The sequence below is a fragment of the Vibrio penaeicida genome (assembly GCF_002933855.1).
Classification (GTDB): Bacteria; Pseudomonadota; Gammaproteobacteria; order Enterobacterales; family Vibrionaceae; genus Vibrio; species Vibrio penaeicida_A.
The window spans coordinates 45692-63005 of record NZ_BFAQ01000053.1; the positions used below are offsets into that span (position 1 = coordinate 45692).

Here is a 17314-nt window from a genome sequence, read left to right on the forward strand (position 1 = left end):
CATTTCTAACTTAAAATCCACGTTAAAGATTTCGACTTAAAATGAAGTCACTAATGACTGTTATTGTTAACAGGAATGGCATTACTAATTCTGAGCAAAGTAATAAGTTCAAGAGGTTGCCCATGCGCATTTTCAATTCGCATTACTCGTTTTTTCTCGATTAAGCGTTTGTAGAGATAAACAATGGCACCAACGCCAGAGGAATCTAAAAATGAAACTTGAGATAAGTCGATTTCGACTTCTTTATGTGTATCTTCAAAAATGACTTTATCAATTTGAGGTTGCAGCGACTTACATCCCATTGCATCCATATCGCCTAAAACGGACAAAGTAAGTAGTTGAGGGCTTTGTTCTGATCTTTGCATTTCCATAAGTATCTCCTGTTGTTGGAAACGTTACGCTTATAGAATTAGCACAATATGTGCCAACAAATAATTTTTTAAATTACAATAACTTAATGATATTTAATGAAGGTTTCGCAATTTGAAATGCGTAGCTTCTTTCAAATTGACAATAGGATACAGGTTGCACTTGTGCGAATTCTCAAAATGAGATTATTTGAAAATTGAGACAGTTAGCTGTGTTGTAGGCTCTCAAACCGAGCTAATAGGACTGAAGCAATGTCTTAGAAGTGATAATTACCGAAGTTGTATTGTTGGTATGTTGATACGTGATTAACGTGTTACTAATGTATAGGTGTGAGTGATTTTTGAGCAGGTGCAGAGCTGGAAAATGCACCTTAAATTGGATGATGTCATCATAACTTGAGGTGGACTATGGTTTGCAAAGCGCTTGTTCTCTTCCTTGTTGTAATGGCTGTTAACCTTATCAATGCAAGGGCTTTGTCTGCAGAGGACATCACAGGTGTACAAGACAGCTGGGCACCGTTTTCTATGCAGGGTGAAGAAAAAGGCATTGCCGTCGATATTGTGACAGCAGCTTTTAAAGCTCAAGGCTATGACCTTAATTTTAAACTTATGCCGTTTGCAAGAGCGGTACACGAAGTTAAGAAAAGCCGCGTGGATGTGTTGGTTGCTACTTGGTATACCGAAGAAAGGGCAACATACCTAGAGTACAGCGACCCGTATTTCTACAATAAAGTGAAATTCATTAAGCTCAAAGACGATCCATTTGAATATTTTGGAATGGAAAGTTTACGAGGACTCAATGTAGGTATAGTAAGAAGTTATGGATACGGAGATGAATTTTCGAGCTCCTTTCTATTCCAGCGTGACCCAGTATCAGATACATTGAGCAACCTCAAAAAGCTCAAGGCAGGCAGAATCGATCTAACGCTAGAAGAACCCATTGTTGCATCATTTCTAATGACCGAAAACGGATTGGATCCTGATTTATTTGAGGTTTCAGAAAACTCACTTTCAGTAAATGCGCTACACATTACAACGAGTAAGAACCATCCTAACGCAAGCCAACTGATCCATGATTTCAATGTTGGATTAAGAGAAATCAAGAAAAACGGCACTTATTGGGCAATATTGGTTAAATATGGGCTTCAAGAAGAGTAATGATCTGAATGATTGTTGCACAGGCATACGTTCAAACTGATTCACAATTCATGAATCAGAAATTTACCACCAAATGATACCTCGCTTGGTAACCAACCTTCTGAACTAACATAGGTATAAAGCGCCACAATTGAGTGTTCATAAATTTTGTGACTGCCAACACTATAATTAATTCAGTGCTTTAAATAAGTCTTTTACCGATAATTCAGTAAATAACGCGAATGTGTCGCTAACTGAGTGAATTAATTAACTATCGTGAGCGATGTGTTCACTAAATGCTCTGGTATGAGGTGTGCGAATATTTTGATATTCAGCATAGCCTGCGGTGGCTTGAGCAGGTAGACTGAATTTCATAAGTAGTAAAAATAAGAAGAAAAATGCTAGACCAAACACATTCCAGTTACATTCAAGATGTCATCAATCAAAAAACTAAGCCACTAGGTGCACTAGGTTTGTTGGAAGATACTGCACATCAACTGGCTTTGATTCAAAGCCAAAACAAATCAAATGCTATCAACAAAATCATATTGAATAAGCCTAAGATGATCGTATTTGCTGGCGATCACGGAATTGCTGAAGAGGGCGTGAGTATTGCGCCGAGTGCGGTCACTCAACAAATGGTTCAAAACTTTCTTGCTGGTGGGGCAGCAATAAACTGTTTTTGTACACTCAATAACATTGATTTGTCGATCGTAGATGCTGGCATCTTGCAGCCAGTGGAGTCGAGTCAGAGTAACTATTTTGTGCAGCGTCTTGGCACCGGAACGAAAAATTTTGCCAAAAGCTCGGCTATGTCTTTAGATCAAGTCAATCAAGGTATATCGCTTGGGCGAACTTTGATTTCAGATCTTAGCCAGCAAGGTGCCGATATTCTTATGTTTGGCGAAATGGGCATCGGGAACACAAGCAGTGCGTCGGCTTTATTAAGCCTGGCGCTTGGCATTGAAGCTGAAGAGTCAGTTGGTGCTGGAACTGGAATTAATCAAGAACAGCTTTCTCGCAAAGTAGAGCTTGTTCAGCAAGCAATAGAACGCAGCAATAAATCACATTTGGGGTTAGATCCTTTGGTGATGCTGAGCGAAGTTGGTGGTTATGAAATCGTTCAGATGGTCGGAGCCTTCTTAGAGGCTTGTGACAAGAGAATTCCGGTGTTGGTTGATGGGTTCATTGTATCTGTCGCTGGATTTGTTGCTACGCGAATTCAACCGGAAGTGCGTGACTACATGTTGTTCGCCCATTGTTCAGAAGAACATGCTCATAGGCTTGTTCTCGAAGCCTTAAGAGCAAAACCCATGATCGATCTTGGATTAAGGCTCGGCGAAGGAACAGGCGCTGCATTAGCGTATCCACTTGTACTAGCCGCCGCTGCTTTTTACAACGACATGGCAAGCTTTGATAGCGCAGGAGTGACTGTGTGAGTTGGCTGAAAACTCAGCTAGAATTGTTCTACCTTGCGCTGAGTTTCTTCTCTAGAATTCCAGTACCGGCTTCTACTCCCTATTCAGACGAACGTATGAATAGGGCTGGTCGGTATTTTGCTTTTGTAGGCGCATTATTCGGTCTGCTAAGCGCCTCGGTTTACGAGGCGTCAAATCTCATATTCTCACCACAGATTTCAGTCTTTATCGCCATGGTATTTAGCCTTATGTTGACGGGCGCTTTCCATGAAGACGGTCTTACCGACATGGCTGATGGGATGGGCGGTGGAATGACTCGAGAGCGTCGGCTGTCGATTATGAAAGATAGCCGGATAGGAACCTACGGTGCCAGTGCACTAATCATGGCGATATTGGGAAAATTCTTATTGCTTTCAGAATTAGCAAACCATGAAAATATCTTTCTCATTTGGGTTGCGGGGTATACGTTTAGCCGCGCAATTGCAGCCAGCTTTATCTTCGATACCCCCTACGTATCGGACTCTGATACCAGTAAAAGTAAGCCTCTTGCACAAAAACAATCTCTTTCTGAACTTCTTTTTATACTAGTGTGTGGTATGGCTTCAATATTTTGGATGCCTTTTATCACCGCCGTTATAGTCGTTGTAATGGGTATGATCTTTCGCATGACATTTAAGCGTTGGTTGATGGCTCGGCTTGGGGGTTTTACTGGTGATTGCTTAGGTGCTGCTCAACAACTTGTCGAGATCCTTTTCTATTTGGTTGTATTAGGGGCTGTGGGAGTAAGCATGTGAAAAATCATCATTTGATTTTAGGTGGCGCACGAAGTGGGAAATCGACTTACGCTGAAGGGTGTGTACAAGAAATAGCAAGTAGCTCCACCTTAAAGAAAATCTACATCGCGACCGCGATATCTTTTGACGGAGAAATGTCACAGCGGATCGATATACATCAGCAAAGAAGAGGGGAGAGCTGGAATCTCATTGAAGAACCACTAAATCTTGCCGAAGTCATCCAATCATTAGATGAAGGCTGTGTCGTCTTACTCGATTGCCTAACGTTGTGGCTCAATAATGTTTTATTTGAGTTAGGGGACGATGCGGTGGATAGTCAAGTACACGAAAAAGTGGAAGAACTTGTTCGTGCCATTGCGACTTCGCGATGTCGTCTTGTTGTCGTGTCTAACGAAGTTGGAATGGGGATTGTCCCGCTTGGTAAAGTGAGCCGTTTGTTTGTTGACCATGCTGGTTGGATGAACCAGAAGATCGCAACTGTATGCAGTAATGTAACGTTTGTTGCTGCCGGTTTGCCCTTGCCTTTGAAATCTTAAAGGCTGATAAGAAATGAAAACCCCCGCCAATTACAACATCTATTTAGTGAGACACGGAAAAGTGACCGGTGAACCTGCTCTAAATGGTTGGACAGACGCAAAAGTACCGGAAACAACACAGTCTCAAATTGCTCAAGATTTGGTATCGGAAATCGGTACTTTTGATTCTATCATTTCATCACCATTATCTCGTTGTTTGAATTTAGCTAAACTTATATCGTCAGGGAAAGACTCGACTGCCACAGATAGTGCCCAATCATCTAAGAGTGTTGAAGTTTCAGATGCCTTCAAAGAAATGTTGTTTGGCGACTTGGATGGTAAACCATTCAACACAATAGAATCTCATTGGCATCTTCTCGATGATTTTTGGCGTGATCCCGCAGGTCACCCTCTACCCAATGCAGAAACATTAGAAGAGTTTCATAATCGAGTTGAAACTGAATGGCGATCCCTAACTCAAACATGTCAGCGAGATACGCTTGTTGTAACACATGGCGGTGTAATCAGAATTATACTAGCCAGCGTTTTGGGTTTAGATTGGCGCAACCCTGCACTTTACTCTACATTATCAATCGCTAATGCCTCTGTTACGCATATTGAGCTTTGCAAAGCAGAGCAGGTTTTCATAAAAGTGAGGAGCGTTGGCGTTACTATAAGGAAATAAAAATGACAGCTCCTAGCTGGGATCTCAGTGTCGCATATCAAAATCTAAATGACACCAGAATAGAAAAGGACATCCACACCATTGAGCAAGGTATCGACCAGCTCAACTACCACGTAAAACAAGGCTTTTCCGAGGGTGAACAACTCATTGCTCAGATTCAAAAAGGCATTGTTACCTACTCAAATGTGTTAAAAACCCTTCGCACCATTTCCAATTTCGCCAATTGCTACGCCTCGGTGGATTCAACTCTGAGTAAAGCCAAACAATTGGTGGGTCGGACGACCAAACTAGGTGCTAACCTTCAACAAGCATACAGCCCATATCAAGATAAGCTAGCAACGGTAGAAGAAAGTATTGTTGAAAAAGTACTCAACCATGAGTGCGATGACGTTAAAGCGCAGCGTTTTGCTATTCGCTGCCTCCGAGAAAAAGCGTCTCAACGATTATCTGTTGAGCAAGAGCAATTATTATCCGCACTGCAAGTGGATGGAAAAACGGCTTGGGGGCGGTTGTACGACAACCTAACAGGCACACTGAAAGTTGATGTTTCCTATAAAGATGGCTCATCAGAAACAATGGCTTTGTCACAAGCCGCGAGTGAGCTATTTAGCGGTAACGTTGATAAGCATGAACCTACATGGCGCGGCATTCAAGCAGCCATGGGAACGCACCAAGAAACCTTCGCAGCCATCGTCAACGCGCTAGCAGGTTGGAGACACACGGAAGCGCAGAAGCGGGGAATTTCCAATTTCCTAGAGCCTAGTTTGTACGACAGCCGCATATCAGAAAAAACGTTAGAAGCATTGATTGGCAGTGCACGAGACAATAAAGACATTTCACGAAAGGCGGCGCGTTTAATGGCGATTGTAAGAGGGTCTGAGTCCCTTACGCCTTGGAATATGCACGCGGCAATGCCGTCGTTAACTGACGGGGTAACCAAGGTTTACGAATTTGATGAAGCGATTGAGATCATTAAGAACGCGTTTGCTTCCGTTTCTCAGGAAATGGCCGATTTTGTCGATCTTATGGTGGAAAATGGCTGGATCGATGCTGCACCTCAGCCTAATAAGAGGCAAGGTGCTTACTGTACTAAGCTTGCAAGTACACGTACTCCACTTGTCTTTATGACGTGGAGCGGCAGTCAAAAAGACTTGATTACCCTCGCTCACGAACTTGGCCACGCATTCCACAATTGGGTGATGACGGATATGCCTCTCGCGGAAACATCGTACCCAATGACGCTTGCTGAAACGGCATCTGTCTTTGCTGAGAATATTGTTCGTGATGCCTTGTTAGAGCAAGCAGAAAGCGATCTAGATAAACTGGAAATGCTGTGGGAAGAATTGTTTGCTTGCGTTGCTTTTATGCTCAACATTCCAGTGCGTTTCGAGTTTGAACGTGAGTTTTACGAAAAACGTAAAAACGCGGAGCTGTCGTCAGAAGAATTGTGCACGTTGATGGATAGCACTTGGAAAGAATGGTATGGCAGCGTTATGCCAGAATCAGATACATACTACTGGGCAAGCAAGCTTCATTTCAGTATTCCTGAAGTCAATTTTTACAACTACCCATACCTGTTTGGCTACCTATTCAGTAAAGGCGTCTATGCGCAACGTGAGTCTAAAGGTGAAAGCTTCTACCCAGATTATGTAGAGTTGCTTCGTGATACAGGCCGAATGAAAGCAGAAGAAGTCGTAGAAAAACACCTCGGTATGAACTTAGAAGAAAAAGCGTTCTGGCAACAGAGCATTGATCAAGTCGAGCAGAAAATCTCTGAATTTGAAGCATTGTTGGCGAAGATTAATAGTTAACTCCTTGTTAACCCCAAAGAAAACACTTTGGGGTTATCTCCATCCTAGTGCGATGTCCTTCGCAAAAAATTATTCACGTACCCCTAAGTATGCAATATGGTATTGGTTTGTTACATCGATTCAATTAGTTTGTCGAAGTAATAAGTTGCATAGGTTGGTTAGGGATAAAAATGACAAGAATTACATTAAGTGGCTCGGTTGGTCTTAAAGGGAAAAACGTATACACGGATATAAAGCGAGTACAAATTTCTCTTAATAAACTGTCGAGTTTAATCAATCTTAAAGAACCTCTGGCAGAGGACGGTACTTTAGGTTCAAATCCAGCTAAATCAAAAACAGTTGGAGCGATAAAGTCTTTTCAATCGGTTTTAGTTGGGTTGTCGAATCCTGATGGGCGAATTGATGTAAACGGACGTTCGCACAAAACGCTATCAAAGGCCCTTGATAAAACCAAAAGCATAAGCTCAAGCCTCCCTTCAATTAAAGTAGTCCCTTTCTCAATCATATGGCCACTAAAGAAAAATAAAATTAGAAGAGGATTGGTCAACCATACTTTTGGAAATGTAAGACGGAATGATGACGGGAGTGTTCGAGCACACCAAGGTTGGGATTTTGAGGCTAGGGTAGGTACACCAATCTATTCCATAGCAACGGGTAAAGTTGAGTATTTTCGCGATCATGGGTTATATGGAAAGCAACTGTGTGTATCCTTTTCTTTTAACGAGAAGATTCATTATGCATTTTATGCCCATCTTAAGAGTGCTAACGTATTTAAAGGTGACATAGTCTTCGCCGGCCAACATATTGGTTATACAGGTGATAGTGGCAATGCTAAGTGTGACGATGTTAGAGATGAGCACCTACATTTTGAGATTAGAACATCAGCCTATAGTGGTCGAGGCTTAGCAGGGCGAATATCCCCATTTAACGTATACAAAAAATGCCCTTTAAGAGCTCCCCATATTCAGTCTTCTGCGCTTCCTCAATGCAAAGTGGATGCGAATGTAAACTTCAGCAAAATTTTTGACGGTAGTTAATTTAGTATGAAATACATAATATGTTTGGTCTTTATTTGCCTTAGCTTTACCGGGTATTCTAAATCTAAAGACTTGGTTCCAATAGTCTCCCTTCAAAACGTACTAGAACAGAAGGGACCCTGGTCATCTGAAAAGCCAAAATGTAAAAGCATGTACATCCCTCCTGGTTCGGCAATTAAGCTTTCTGTTTGTGCTGGCTGGGGAATGACTACTACGTTTGAGCGTAATGGAAAAGTGTTATTAGCAGAGTCACGTTTTGGGGATGCTGATTTCTACTATCCGTACTTCGTTAAGACGCGCAATTACGACTTGCTGGTTGCTGAGATTGGCGCTGATTTACCATGGGGCGTACGCATATATAATCTGAATAATGGGAATGTCCAGTATCTAGGCACACTCGACATATATCCAGGCGACGATTATACGTACGACTCAACAGACGTAGTGGATATTATCCAGTTCACAGACTTGGGTGAAAGAGTAAAAATTAGTTTTACTGGTCCTCATTACTGGCTTGATGAAAAGGGAATTGGGCACGACATCGACAAAGATGCTTATTACTACGAGCTAACCGCAGACTCGATTGTAAAAGTAGAGAATAAAATATCCGACTGATTCAAACCTAGTTCGCCTTTTTACATCACAGAAATTGATTGCTAAATTACTGAAGTGCCATTGAATAATGCGCTTCGGTTTTTTTAGTTAAACTCTCATTGTGTCAAATATTACTCTCAGGTTGTATATTTCAAAAAATAAATATTCCTTCAGTATGAATAGTAAGTCATTTTGGTATTTTAAATATTGCTAGAGCTTATGACGCTTTCATTTTAATTACTTGGTTATTAAGTCTAAATATATTCTATATCGTATGTACTTCCACTTTACTCAGATGTAACATTGTTGCAACAGATGTTGAGCCGGACAGGGAGTTGTACAATGCAGGGTTCACTTTTCAAACAGTCTTTTCTTTACGATACATTGGATCTTGATGGAGGCTTTTCCCCTCAATCCTTTTCATTAACGTCAGGTCTTCTAAATTGGGTTGATCGTGGTGTCCTTCTTTGGGAGCCCAAGCAACTTTCTCAAGACAGTAAGAATGTCATCGTTTCTGCTGGTATCCATGGCGACGAAACCGCGCCAATGGAGTTAGTTGACCAATTGGTGAACGATATCGTGGATGGCAGCTTTGAACCTACTTCAAGGTGTTTACTCATTTTTGGGCACCCTCAAGCAACAAACCAACACACGCGGTTTGTGACCGAAAACTTAAATCGATTGTTTGATGAAAGCGAACGACCAGAAACCATCGAAACAGAAATAGCGGGAAAGCTAAAAGCACACGTCAAATCGTTTTTTGAAGGTACCGAGCAAGCTACTCGCTGGCATCTAGATTTGCATTGCGCGATCCGTGCATCAGAGCACTTTACCTTTGCGGTCAGCCCTCACGTCGATCAACCTGTTCGTTCTAAAGACGTCGTTGAGTTTCTAGAGGCCGGGCAAATAGAGGCGCTGTTGCTTTCGAATTCCCCGACCAGTACCTTTAGTTGGCACTCAGCACACTTTTATGGTGCTCAAGCATTAACAATGGAGCTTGGTAGAGTTTCAAAGCTTGGCAGTAATGACCTGAGTTTAATTTCTGCATTTGACCTTTCACTTCGCGCATTACTTTCAAACGATTCGATGCCTGCAAAGAAAGACGCTTTAAAAGTGTACGCCGTAAGCCGCACTATCATTAAGAATCACCTAGATTTTAGTTTTACGTTTTCTAACGACGTAGCAAACTTTACGCGTTTTGATAAAGGGGAGCTCTTGGGGTTCGATGGCGATACATTACTCTACGCTGAGAAACAAGGTGAAGCTATCGTGTTTCCAAACCCAAAAGTAGCGTTGGGTCAACGGGCCGTTGTGATGGTCGTTGAATCTGAAACTTGCTTTGAAAACGACCAGTTAGTAACGGTTAGTATCGATTGATACTTGCTTAATATGGTTTTTTATCGGTATGGTAGTGAGATGCTGACGAACCATACCGATATGAACTTTAACCAACTTATTCAAAACAAGCAGCGCAGATGGAAAAATTGCTTCATTGCAAGTTCGATCTTGCTGCTCGTTCTCTGTTTTAGCTACCTTTCTATTGGTGAAGTGTTTATTTCACCCTTTAACTATTCCGAACCACTCAATCAAATGCTGCTTATGGAGCTAAGACTGCCTAGGTTGCTTGCGGCTTTAGCGATAGGGTCGGCATTGGCGATTTCAGGCGCAAGCCTTCAGGTGCTATTAGGTAACTCGCTTGCAGAGCCAGGCGTGCTTGGCATTTCTGGTGGTGCAAGTTTAGCAATGGTTGCCGTATTGTTTCTTCTCCCAGTGATGCCAAGCCCTGAAGTGTCGATGCTTGCCGCAATTACCGGATCATTACTCTTTACGCTTTTAATTGTAGGTATGGCAAGAAGCCTAAAGTTAAGCACACCAAGGTTATTATTGGTCGGTGTTGCGCTCGGTATTTTATCGGGTGCAGTGGTGACTTGGGCATTCTATTTCAGTGACGATATGAGTATGCGCGTACTCATGTATTGGTTGATGGGCAGTATTGGTGGCACCAGCTGGCATCAACATACACTCACATTGCTTATGGTTCCCGTTGTCGTGTGGTTGTGTTTACAAGGCAGAAAACTCGACAAACTCATGGTGGGCGAAACACACGCTAAACAGCTTGGAGTCGATGTAGATCAATTGCGCTGGCGCTTGATTCTCGCCGTATCGTTGTTGGTCGGAATGTCCGTTGCTTTGGGAGGAATCATCAGTTTCGTTGGTTTAGTGATTCCACATTTACTGCGTTTAGCCTTTGGAACAGAAAACAAATACCTTTTACCTATGTCGACCATCGCTGGTGCTGGTCTGCTGGTTTTTGCAGACATTCTGGCTCGAATTTCTCTCGATTCAGCAGAATTACCCCTTGGTGTTGTCACCACAACGATTGGTGCGCCTTTTTTCATTTGGATGCTATTAAGAAACCATGATTTGCGTTGATGCTTTGTCTGTAGGAAATCGACTTCTGCCTCTTTCATTTAAAGTGGAAAAAGGGGAAGTGCTTCATGTGATTGGTCCGAATGGTAGCGGGAAAAGCACATTGCTTTCTGCCTTATCAGGTTTACTTGGGTATAAAGGCGAGATTTATTATGGTGACCGAAACATTGAGCAGCTTTCACTTGAAGAACTAGCCACCGTTCGAGCATACCTTGTGCAACAAGAACGTCCAGCCTTTACCATGACAGTGCTTCAATTCTTGTCTCTTTCCGTGCCCAATAGTCACACGCTAGCCGATTTGGGTGAGCCACTGGAATCACTGTGCTCTCAGCTACAGATTAACGACAAACTGGTGCGAGATACCACTACTTTATCCGGAGGGGAATGGCAGCGCGTGAGATTAGCAGCAATGTGTATTCAAGTGATGCCTCAATGGAACCCTTACGGAAAGTTATTGATTCTAGATGAGCCCGCAGCTCCATTAGATATAGGGCAAGAGTCTCTGCTGTATGAATTGATCGAACAAATTTCAAAGCTCGGCATTACGGTTGTAATGGCAAATCATGATTTGAATAGAACCCTGCAATATGCAGATAAAGTGCTGTTGCTTGAAAATGGCACGTCTAAAGGGTTCGGAGATGTGCAGGAAATCATGAATCCTGAACTGCTGGAAAAAGTGTACAAAACGAAGATTAGACGAGTCGAATTAGAAGGGGAGCCACACCTAATTTTCCGGTGAGTTTGAGCATGATCTTGAAGCCAGTGATTTGGAGCCAAAAAACCGCCCAGTGGAGCGTGGGCGGAAAAATGGGACTACTATTATTGAAATAATATGATTAGCCAAACACAGCGCAACTCTATAATCAAAGCGCTACTCTATACAGACCAGCGCTATGCAGGCAGATTCCAAAAGTTACGAAATACTCGGGTAGGTTTTGTAATGCACACCCATCATTTGTTCCATACAGTGAACAACTTGGCAACTATAGCCAAATTCGTTGTCGTACCAAATGTAAAGTACGCAGCGGTTATCTTGAGCGATCGTTGCTGCACCATCAACAACACTTGGGTGACGCGACCCTACAATATCGGTAGACACCACTTCGGTTGACTCCGTGTAATCAATCTGTCCAGCCAGAGCGGAATTCAGTGCCATATCACGGAGGTATTGGTTCAGCGATTCTTTGTCGACTTCCGATTCCAAGTTCAAATTAGCAACGGCCATTGAAACGTTTGGCGTTGGGACTCGAATAGAGTTACCTGAAAGTTTCCCGGCTAGCTCAGGGAGTGCTTTTGCCACAGCACTTGCAGCGCCAGTTGACGTAAGAACCATATTCAGTGAAGCACTTCGACCGCGACGTTCACCGTTGTGGAAATTATCAATGAGGTTTTGATCATTCGTATAAGAATGGACAGTTTCAATATGACCAGAGTGGACACCATATTTGTCGTTAATGGCTTTTAAAACTGGTGTAATGGCGTTAGTCGTGCAACTTGCCGCAGAAACAATGGTGTCTTCTGGCAAGATCATGTTTTCGTTAACACCAAACACGATGTTCTTAATATCGCCTTTACCAGGCGCAGTCAGCAGTACTTTTGATGCACCGTTGCATGACGCGTGTTGACCAAGCCCTTCGGTATCACGCCAAACGCCAGTGTTATCAACAACCAAAGAATCTTGAATGCCATATTTACTGTAATCTACTTCTGCGGGGCTGTTTGCATAGATGAACTGGATATAATTACCATTGGCGATGATGGCTTTGCGCTCTTCATCAATAATGATGCTGCCATTAAACTGACCGTGAACTGAATCACGGCGAAGCAAGCTAGCACGCTTCTCAAGATCACCTTTTTTACCACCACGTACAACAACAGCACGAAGCCGCAAAGGGTATCCAGGACCACTTTTCTCAACCAGAAGTCGCGTAAGTAGTCGACCAATACGACCAAAGCCATAAAGTACGACATCGCGAGGCTCAGTCATTGGTTCGCCATTTAATGGCTCGACGAGAGCTGTAGATAAGTAATCACGTAGATTCGTTTCATCTTCATTGTTTTGCCAGTAACCATGGGCAAGTTGCCCAACGTCAATACGGCAAGGTGATAGTGACATTTCGTTTAGACGCTGCAAAACAGGTAGAGTTTGCGATGGAGAAAGGTCGTTACCGACGTAACGTCGAGCGAGTCGGTGTGCTTTAACAATATCAATAGTCGATGCGTTAACGAGAGGACGACCAAAAAGCAAAACTTCTACGCCTTTTTGTCGGTAAAGCTGACCAAGAATAGGGAATATGGATTCAGCATTGGTTTGGCTTGTTTGCCAGTCTAGAAGGTGTTTTTCTGGACTCATCTTTACTTTAGACCTTTTCACGTTTTATAGCTTAGATACAGCCTCACGGCTCAATCATAAGCTGGGTTAGGGATAATATTTTTATGTAGGGTGTTTGTTATATTTATGCGTGAGGATTGTAAAGTTGAGATGCTTATTCTGCTAGTAAAATTAATGGTGGTGCTAAGCACGTTATAATTGATACTTAATGGTTTAAAACACCTAAAAAGACAAATGCTATGAGTGGATTTTGAAACAATTTGTTTACTTATGATTCGCTTAATTCGCGACGTAAACGTTTGGCATCACGGAAGGTGAGATATTTTGGTGTTAATTACATAGAAAAGTGTGATCTAATTAGCGGCAATTACGCCTTGCCGCCTTAGATGGAGAAAATCTGACCTTCATTGCGGGCAATGAATTCGTCGAACTCAAAATTTACGGGTTGAAGCTGGATTTGTTGCTGTGTTGCCATATTAGGATCTTGTTTTTTGTGATCTGCTTCAGGGTAAGTTAATACCAAAGCTGTCGCAAACGCTGCCAAATAAAAAGCAAACACGCTACGCTTTCTTAAAGCTTGCTTAATGCGCTCTCTTTTACTTACTTGTAATGTCATCGTAATCTCCTTCTATAGTGGCGCTGCGGCGAGTACCTGAATCGTATGTATGAAAGCCTTCTTTGTTCATTTTACGCTCTAATCTTTTTCCCATAATTAATGCTGCAATGCCGATGAATACCGCCATGAAAAGACCAGTAAACAACGTAACAAGCCCAACAATAACTGATGTGATTGATAGTAAAATTCGTTTCATGGTGTTCCTTATCTTCTTTAATGAGTAAGTTCATATTAAGGAAAGGTCTATGAATAGAAGATGAATGTATGATTCATACAATCGTTAGTTGCTTTACCCGTTGAAAACAAGGAGAATGGCGCCCTTTTTAGCGCCTGTGCGCTACTTCATAAAATGAGATGTTTAATATGAGTTTTTCCTCTTTGGGTTTATCTGCTGAAATCATGAAAGCGATTGAAGAGCAGGGGTACGAAACTCCCTCACCAATTCAAGCTAAAGCGATACCAGCAGTCATCAAAGGAAAAGATGTTATGGCTGCTGCCCAAACGGGAACGGGAAAAACTGCTGGTTTCACACTTCCAATCCTAGAGCGCCTTGCAAAAGGACCTAAAGTTAAAGCAAACAATGTACGTGCACTTGTGTTGACTCCGACTCGTGAGTTGGCTGCGCAGGTAAATGGTAGCGTCGTAAAATACGGTAAATACCTGCCTTTAACCTCCAATGTTGTTTTTGGTGGTGTGAAAATTAATCCTCAAATGATGAAGTTGCGTAAAGGTTCCGATGTTTTGGTGGCAACACCGGGAAGGTTGTTGGATCTTTATCAACAAAATGCGGTTAAGTTCTCTCAGTTGGAAGTGTTGGTTTTAGATGAAGCCGACCGTATGCTGGATATGGGCTTTATTCGAGACATCAAAAAAATCTTGTCCTTCCTGCCTACTCAGCGCCAGAACTTACTGTTTTCGGCGACGTTTTCTGACGACATTCGTCAGTTAGCAAAAGGTTTAGTCAAGAACCCTGAACAAATTTCTGTCAGCCCTCCTAATGCGACAGCCAAGACGGTAGAACAGTACCTGTACTCCGTAGACAAAAAGAAGAAGCCATCAGTTCTTGCTCAGTTGATTAAAGATAACGATTGGAAGCAGGTACTTGTGTTTTCGAAAACAAAACACGGTGCGAATAGGCTCAGTCGTTTTCTAGAAGCAGAGAAAATCTCTTCCTCGGCTATTCATGGTAATAAAAGCCAAGGTGCTCGTATCAAAGCTTTGGAGCATTTCAAAACAGGTCAGATAAAAGTACTTGTCGCAACGGATATTGCTGCACGTGGCTTGGATATTCCTCAACTGCCACAAGTTGTAAATTTCGATTTACCTCATGTTCCTGAAGATTACGTACACCGAATTGGCCGTACTGGTCGTGCAGGTGAGTCGGGTAAAGCGTATTCACTGGTTTGTGCCGATGAAGCCAAAGAGCTGTTTGCCATTGAACGCTTAATCCAAAAGCTGATCCCGCGAGAAACGCTAGAAGGCTATGTACCTGTTCATCCACTTCCTGCTTCTAAACTGGATACTCGCCCGATCAAGCCGAAGAAGCCAAAGAAAAACAAAAGCTTTGGTGGGCAGAATGAAGAAGGTAAATCCAACTCTAATTCTTCCAACAAGAACCAGAAGCAAGGTAATCAGAAAAGACGTTTTAATTCTGACGAACAAAAGCCTAGGCAAGGAAGAAGTAATCGCAATTCGAATGAGAACAAAGGCACATCTGAGAAGCCAGCAAGAAAACCTCAGCGCAGACGCAAGCCTAAGCCTAGCGTTAACAAAGCCTAGTATTTACAAAGCTTGCGGTTGTCAGAGCCCAACAAACATAAAAGTTTATAAGACTGTATTTGGTCTTTGAGATAAAAGAAAAGCGCCAAGTTGAATGGCGCTTTTTTTCGTTTCTAGCTTCATGAAACATAGAGCTTCTGAAACATTGAGCCTTTTGAAATGATTAGCTTAGGCTCCTGAAACTGGCTCCAAATCGGAATAGCACTTTGGAACACGTGGGCATACAGCACCGCGTGAACAAATCAAGCGAGCTCGATTATCTATTCCACGTTCTACCCAGTTGATGTTAAGGATCCTTGCCACAGTCATTAGCAATTTTCGAACTTTAAGCGGAATGATCGCCGTACCACCATTTTGAACGCATGCGTCTTTTAAGAGGTTAGCGACGGCAACAGAATCATGCCCTTGTGCATCAATTGCAGGGTTGAGATCCACACCCGTACACAAAACGTGTGGATTCCCCGCTAAATCCATGACTTTCTTCGACTCACAGCAGTAAATGTGTGGGACGTCGTTCTGGTAAAGAATGGAAATTTGCGCAACGGTTTTATTGTCATTCAGCTTGTCATCATTCGACACCATTCGAAATACCGACCAGTGCTGACAGGGATCTTCCACCATCCGCATATTTCCCCATGGCAGGGGAATGCCATTCCCGCGATAGACCGCTTTGAGTTTACCGGGATTATACGCATCGAAGTAATGCCAGTGTGGGTAGGGAGAAACCGCTGTCATACGCCGCATTGCTATTGACTCAGACACGCCAGCTTGTTTACAAACGTCGATCTCATAGCCGTTTCTATCGAGTAACTGACGGAAAGGAACCCGTGGGCAGAGTAGAGCACCAGCAAAGAAAGAGCACTCGAAATCTCGCCAAGCATGGAGGATCTTGGTGGAATCCAACTCAACCGATCCGCCAGACTTAGATTCATCACGAACCTCATAGCTTGGGTTGCTGTCGGCAACGACCATACTTTTCTCACCATCTCCATCATGCAGAACCATATGCCCTATGTTGACCGCTAAATCGTATTTAAGGCGAATAGAATCTTTTTTCAAAGACTTATTCAAATGTAAGGTAGCTGGCGCTTCAAAGTAAGAGCGAAGAACACGATGAACTTCTATGCCATTAGAGCTCACACTGCTTTGCGTGGATTTTTCAAACCATTTGATCTTCAAACCGACGTTTTCACAGATTTCGAGCAAATCTTCCACACTCAGTGGCATTCGCTTTTTACCGATTTCTTCTGCTGCACGTTCCAGATCAGGGAAGTGGTTTTGGTGATGCTCTTGGTGAGCACGTATGAGCAGATGCGCAAACTGCCGACCTGTTGTTCCGGTCTGAGAGAGCATTTCAGGAATAGCGATTTGTAGAATCTCATTCGAGAAAAGAAAACTGGGCTCCAGCGCCATTCCCCGAATACCACCACGGCTTCCTTTCTCTGGCACGATCTCTTTCTGATCGTGCGCATCATCCAGAAACCATTGCACATTTTTCTGAAAAACTGACGCAATTACTTCCAGCATATCTTCACTCGGCACCCGTTTTCCTCGCTCTATCATCGACAAATACGAGACAGAAGGGGCGGATTCAGGGTCCAGTTTTACACAGCGTGACGACAGATCTTCCAGCGTTAAATTGTTTCTTTTCCGTAGGTTACGGATTTTTGTGCCCAAAAAATGGGATTGTCTAAATAGACTTTTTGTATTTTTCATAGTTGTAAAATTTACATTGTGAAATTTTCTTTGTGAAATTTTAGTAAATATTTAGTTAAAGTGAATGTGTAGCGAACAATAA

At 42.7% G+C, this 17314-nt stretch carries 17 protein-coding genes; 12 read left to right on the forward strand and 5 right to left on the reverse strand.

What is annotated here, in order from left to right; all coding sequences use genetic code 11:
• Positions 1–50: 50 nt before the first annotated feature.
• A complete protein-coding gene (locus tag VPNCDNU1_RS25820) occupies positions 51–371 on the reverse strand; it encodes an STAS domain-containing protein (RefSeq protein ID WP_101114785.1) in 321 nt (106 codons plus the stop codon).
• A 405-nt stretch (positions 372–776) separates the two neighbouring features.
• Between VPNCDNU1_RS25820 and VPNCDNU1_RS25825 the strand changes: the two genes are divergently transcribed.
• The 11 genes from VPNCDNU1_RS25825 (at position 777) to btuD (ending at position 11528) form a co-directional block, all read left to right on the forward strand.
• Complete coding sequence (locus VPNCDNU1_RS25825) at positions 777–1526, forward strand: substrate-binding periplasmic protein (protein WP_104403034.1); 750 nt, start codon at positions 777–779, stop codon at positions 1524–1526.
• A 377-nt stretch (positions 1527–1903) separates the two neighbouring features.
• Positions 1904–2944 carry a nicotinate-nucleotide--dimethylbenzimidazole phosphoribosyltransferase gene (cobT, locus tag VPNCDNU1_RS25830; RefSeq protein ID WP_104403035.1) on the forward strand — a complete coding sequence of 347 codons (1041 nt, stop codon included), beginning with the start codon at positions 1904–1906 and terminating at the stop codon, positions 2942–2944.
• Complete coding sequence (locus tag VPNCDNU1_RS25835) at positions 2941–3717, forward strand: adenosylcobinamide-GDP ribazoletransferase (protein ID WP_104403036.1); 777 nt, start codon at positions 2941–2943, stop codon at positions 3715–3717. The genes cobT and VPNCDNU1_RS25835 overlap by 4 nt, the downstream gene beginning before the upstream one ends.
• On the forward strand, positions 3714–4253 hold the full coding sequence (cobU, locus tag VPNCDNU1_RS25840) for a bifunctional adenosylcobinamide kinase/adenosylcobinamide-phosphate guanylyltransferase (protein WP_104403037.1): 540 nt from the start codon (positions 3714–3716) through the stop codon (positions 4251–4253). Before VPNCDNU1_RS25835 ends, cobU begins: the two co-directional genes overlap by 4 nt.
• Positions 4254–4266: 13 nt before the next feature.
• A complete protein-coding gene (locus tag VPNCDNU1_RS25845) occupies positions 4267–4917 on the forward strand; it encodes a histidine phosphatase family protein (protein WP_104403038.1) in 651 nt (216 codons plus the stop codon).
• 2 nt (positions 4918–4919) lie between these two features.
• A complete protein-coding gene (locus tag VPNCDNU1_RS25850; protein ID WP_104403039.1) occupies positions 4920–6728 on the forward strand; it encodes a M3 family oligoendopeptidase in 1809 nt (602 codons plus the stop codon).
• Positions 6729–6898: 170 nt separating this feature from the next.
• Positions 6899–7765: a M23 family metallopeptidase gene (locus VPNCDNU1_RS25855; protein WP_104403040.1), complete on the forward strand. Its 867-nt coding sequence runs from the start codon at positions 6899–6901 to the stop codon at positions 7763–7765.
• A gap of 150 nt (positions 7766–7915) precedes the next feature.
• Positions 7916–8380, forward strand: a complete 465-nt coding sequence (locus tag VPNCDNU1_RS25860; RefSeq protein ID WP_145959493.1) for a hypothetical protein — start codon at positions 7916–7918, stop codon at positions 8378–8380.
• A gap of 321 nt (positions 8381–8701) precedes the next feature.
• A complete protein-coding gene (locus VPNCDNU1_RS25865; protein WP_104403042.1) occupies positions 8702–9736 on the forward strand; it encodes a succinylglutamate desuccinylase in 1035 nt (344 codons plus the stop codon).
• Between the two features lie 60 nt (positions 9737–9796).
• The gene (gene btuC, locus VPNCDNU1_RS25870) at positions 9797–10792 is read left to right on the forward strand and encodes a vitamin B12 ABC transporter permease BtuC (protein WP_104403062.1); all 996 of its coding nucleotides are present in this window, start codon (positions 9797–9799) and stop codon (positions 10790–10792) included.
• Complete coding sequence (btuD, locus tag VPNCDNU1_RS25875; protein WP_104403043.1) at positions 10779–11528, forward strand: vitamin B12 ABC transporter ATP-binding protein BtuD; 750 nt, start codon at positions 10779–10781, stop codon at positions 11526–11528. Before btuC ends, btuD begins: the two co-directional genes overlap by 14 nt.
• Before the next feature lie 174 nt (positions 11529–11702).
• On the opposite strand, the gene VPNCDNU1_RS25880 is transcribed toward btuD, so the two are convergent.
• The 3 genes from VPNCDNU1_RS25880 to VPNCDNU1_RS25890 all read right to left on the reverse strand — a co-directional run bounded on the left by VPNCDNU1_RS25880 (position 11703) and on the right by VPNCDNU1_RS25890 (position 13933).
• Positions 11703–13142, reverse strand: coding sequence for a glyceraldehyde-3-phosphate dehydrogenase (locus VPNCDNU1_RS25880; protein WP_104403044.1), 1440 nt, complete (start codon positions 13140–13142; stop codon positions 11703–11705).
• 361 nt (positions 13143–13503) lie between these two features.
• Entirely contained in the window at positions 13504–13737 is a 234-nt protein-coding gene (locus VPNCDNU1_RS25885; protein ID WP_101114798.1) for a hypothetical protein, read from the reverse strand.
• Positions 13718–13933, reverse strand: a complete 216-nt coding sequence (locus tag VPNCDNU1_RS25890) for a hypothetical protein (RefSeq protein ID WP_104403045.1) — start codon at positions 13931–13933, stop codon at positions 13718–13720. Before VPNCDNU1_RS25890 ends, VPNCDNU1_RS25885 begins: the two co-directional genes overlap by 20 nt.
• Before the next feature lie 167 nt (positions 13934–14100).
• On the opposite strand from VPNCDNU1_RS25890, the gene VPNCDNU1_RS25895 reads away from it, so the two are divergent.
• On the forward strand, positions 14101–15516 hold the full coding sequence (locus VPNCDNU1_RS25895) for a DEAD/DEAH box helicase (protein WP_104403046.1): 1416 nt from the start codon (positions 14101–14103) through the stop codon (positions 15514–15516).
• 168 nt (positions 15517–15684) lie between these two features.
• Here the strand turns inward: VPNCDNU1_RS25895 and VPNCDNU1_RS25900 are convergent, their stop codons facing one another.
• Entirely contained in the window at positions 15685–17232 is a 1548-nt protein-coding gene (locus VPNCDNU1_RS25900; protein ID WP_104403047.1) for a DUF3612 domain-containing protein, read from the reverse strand.
• Positions 17233–17314 lie beyond the last annotated feature (82 nt).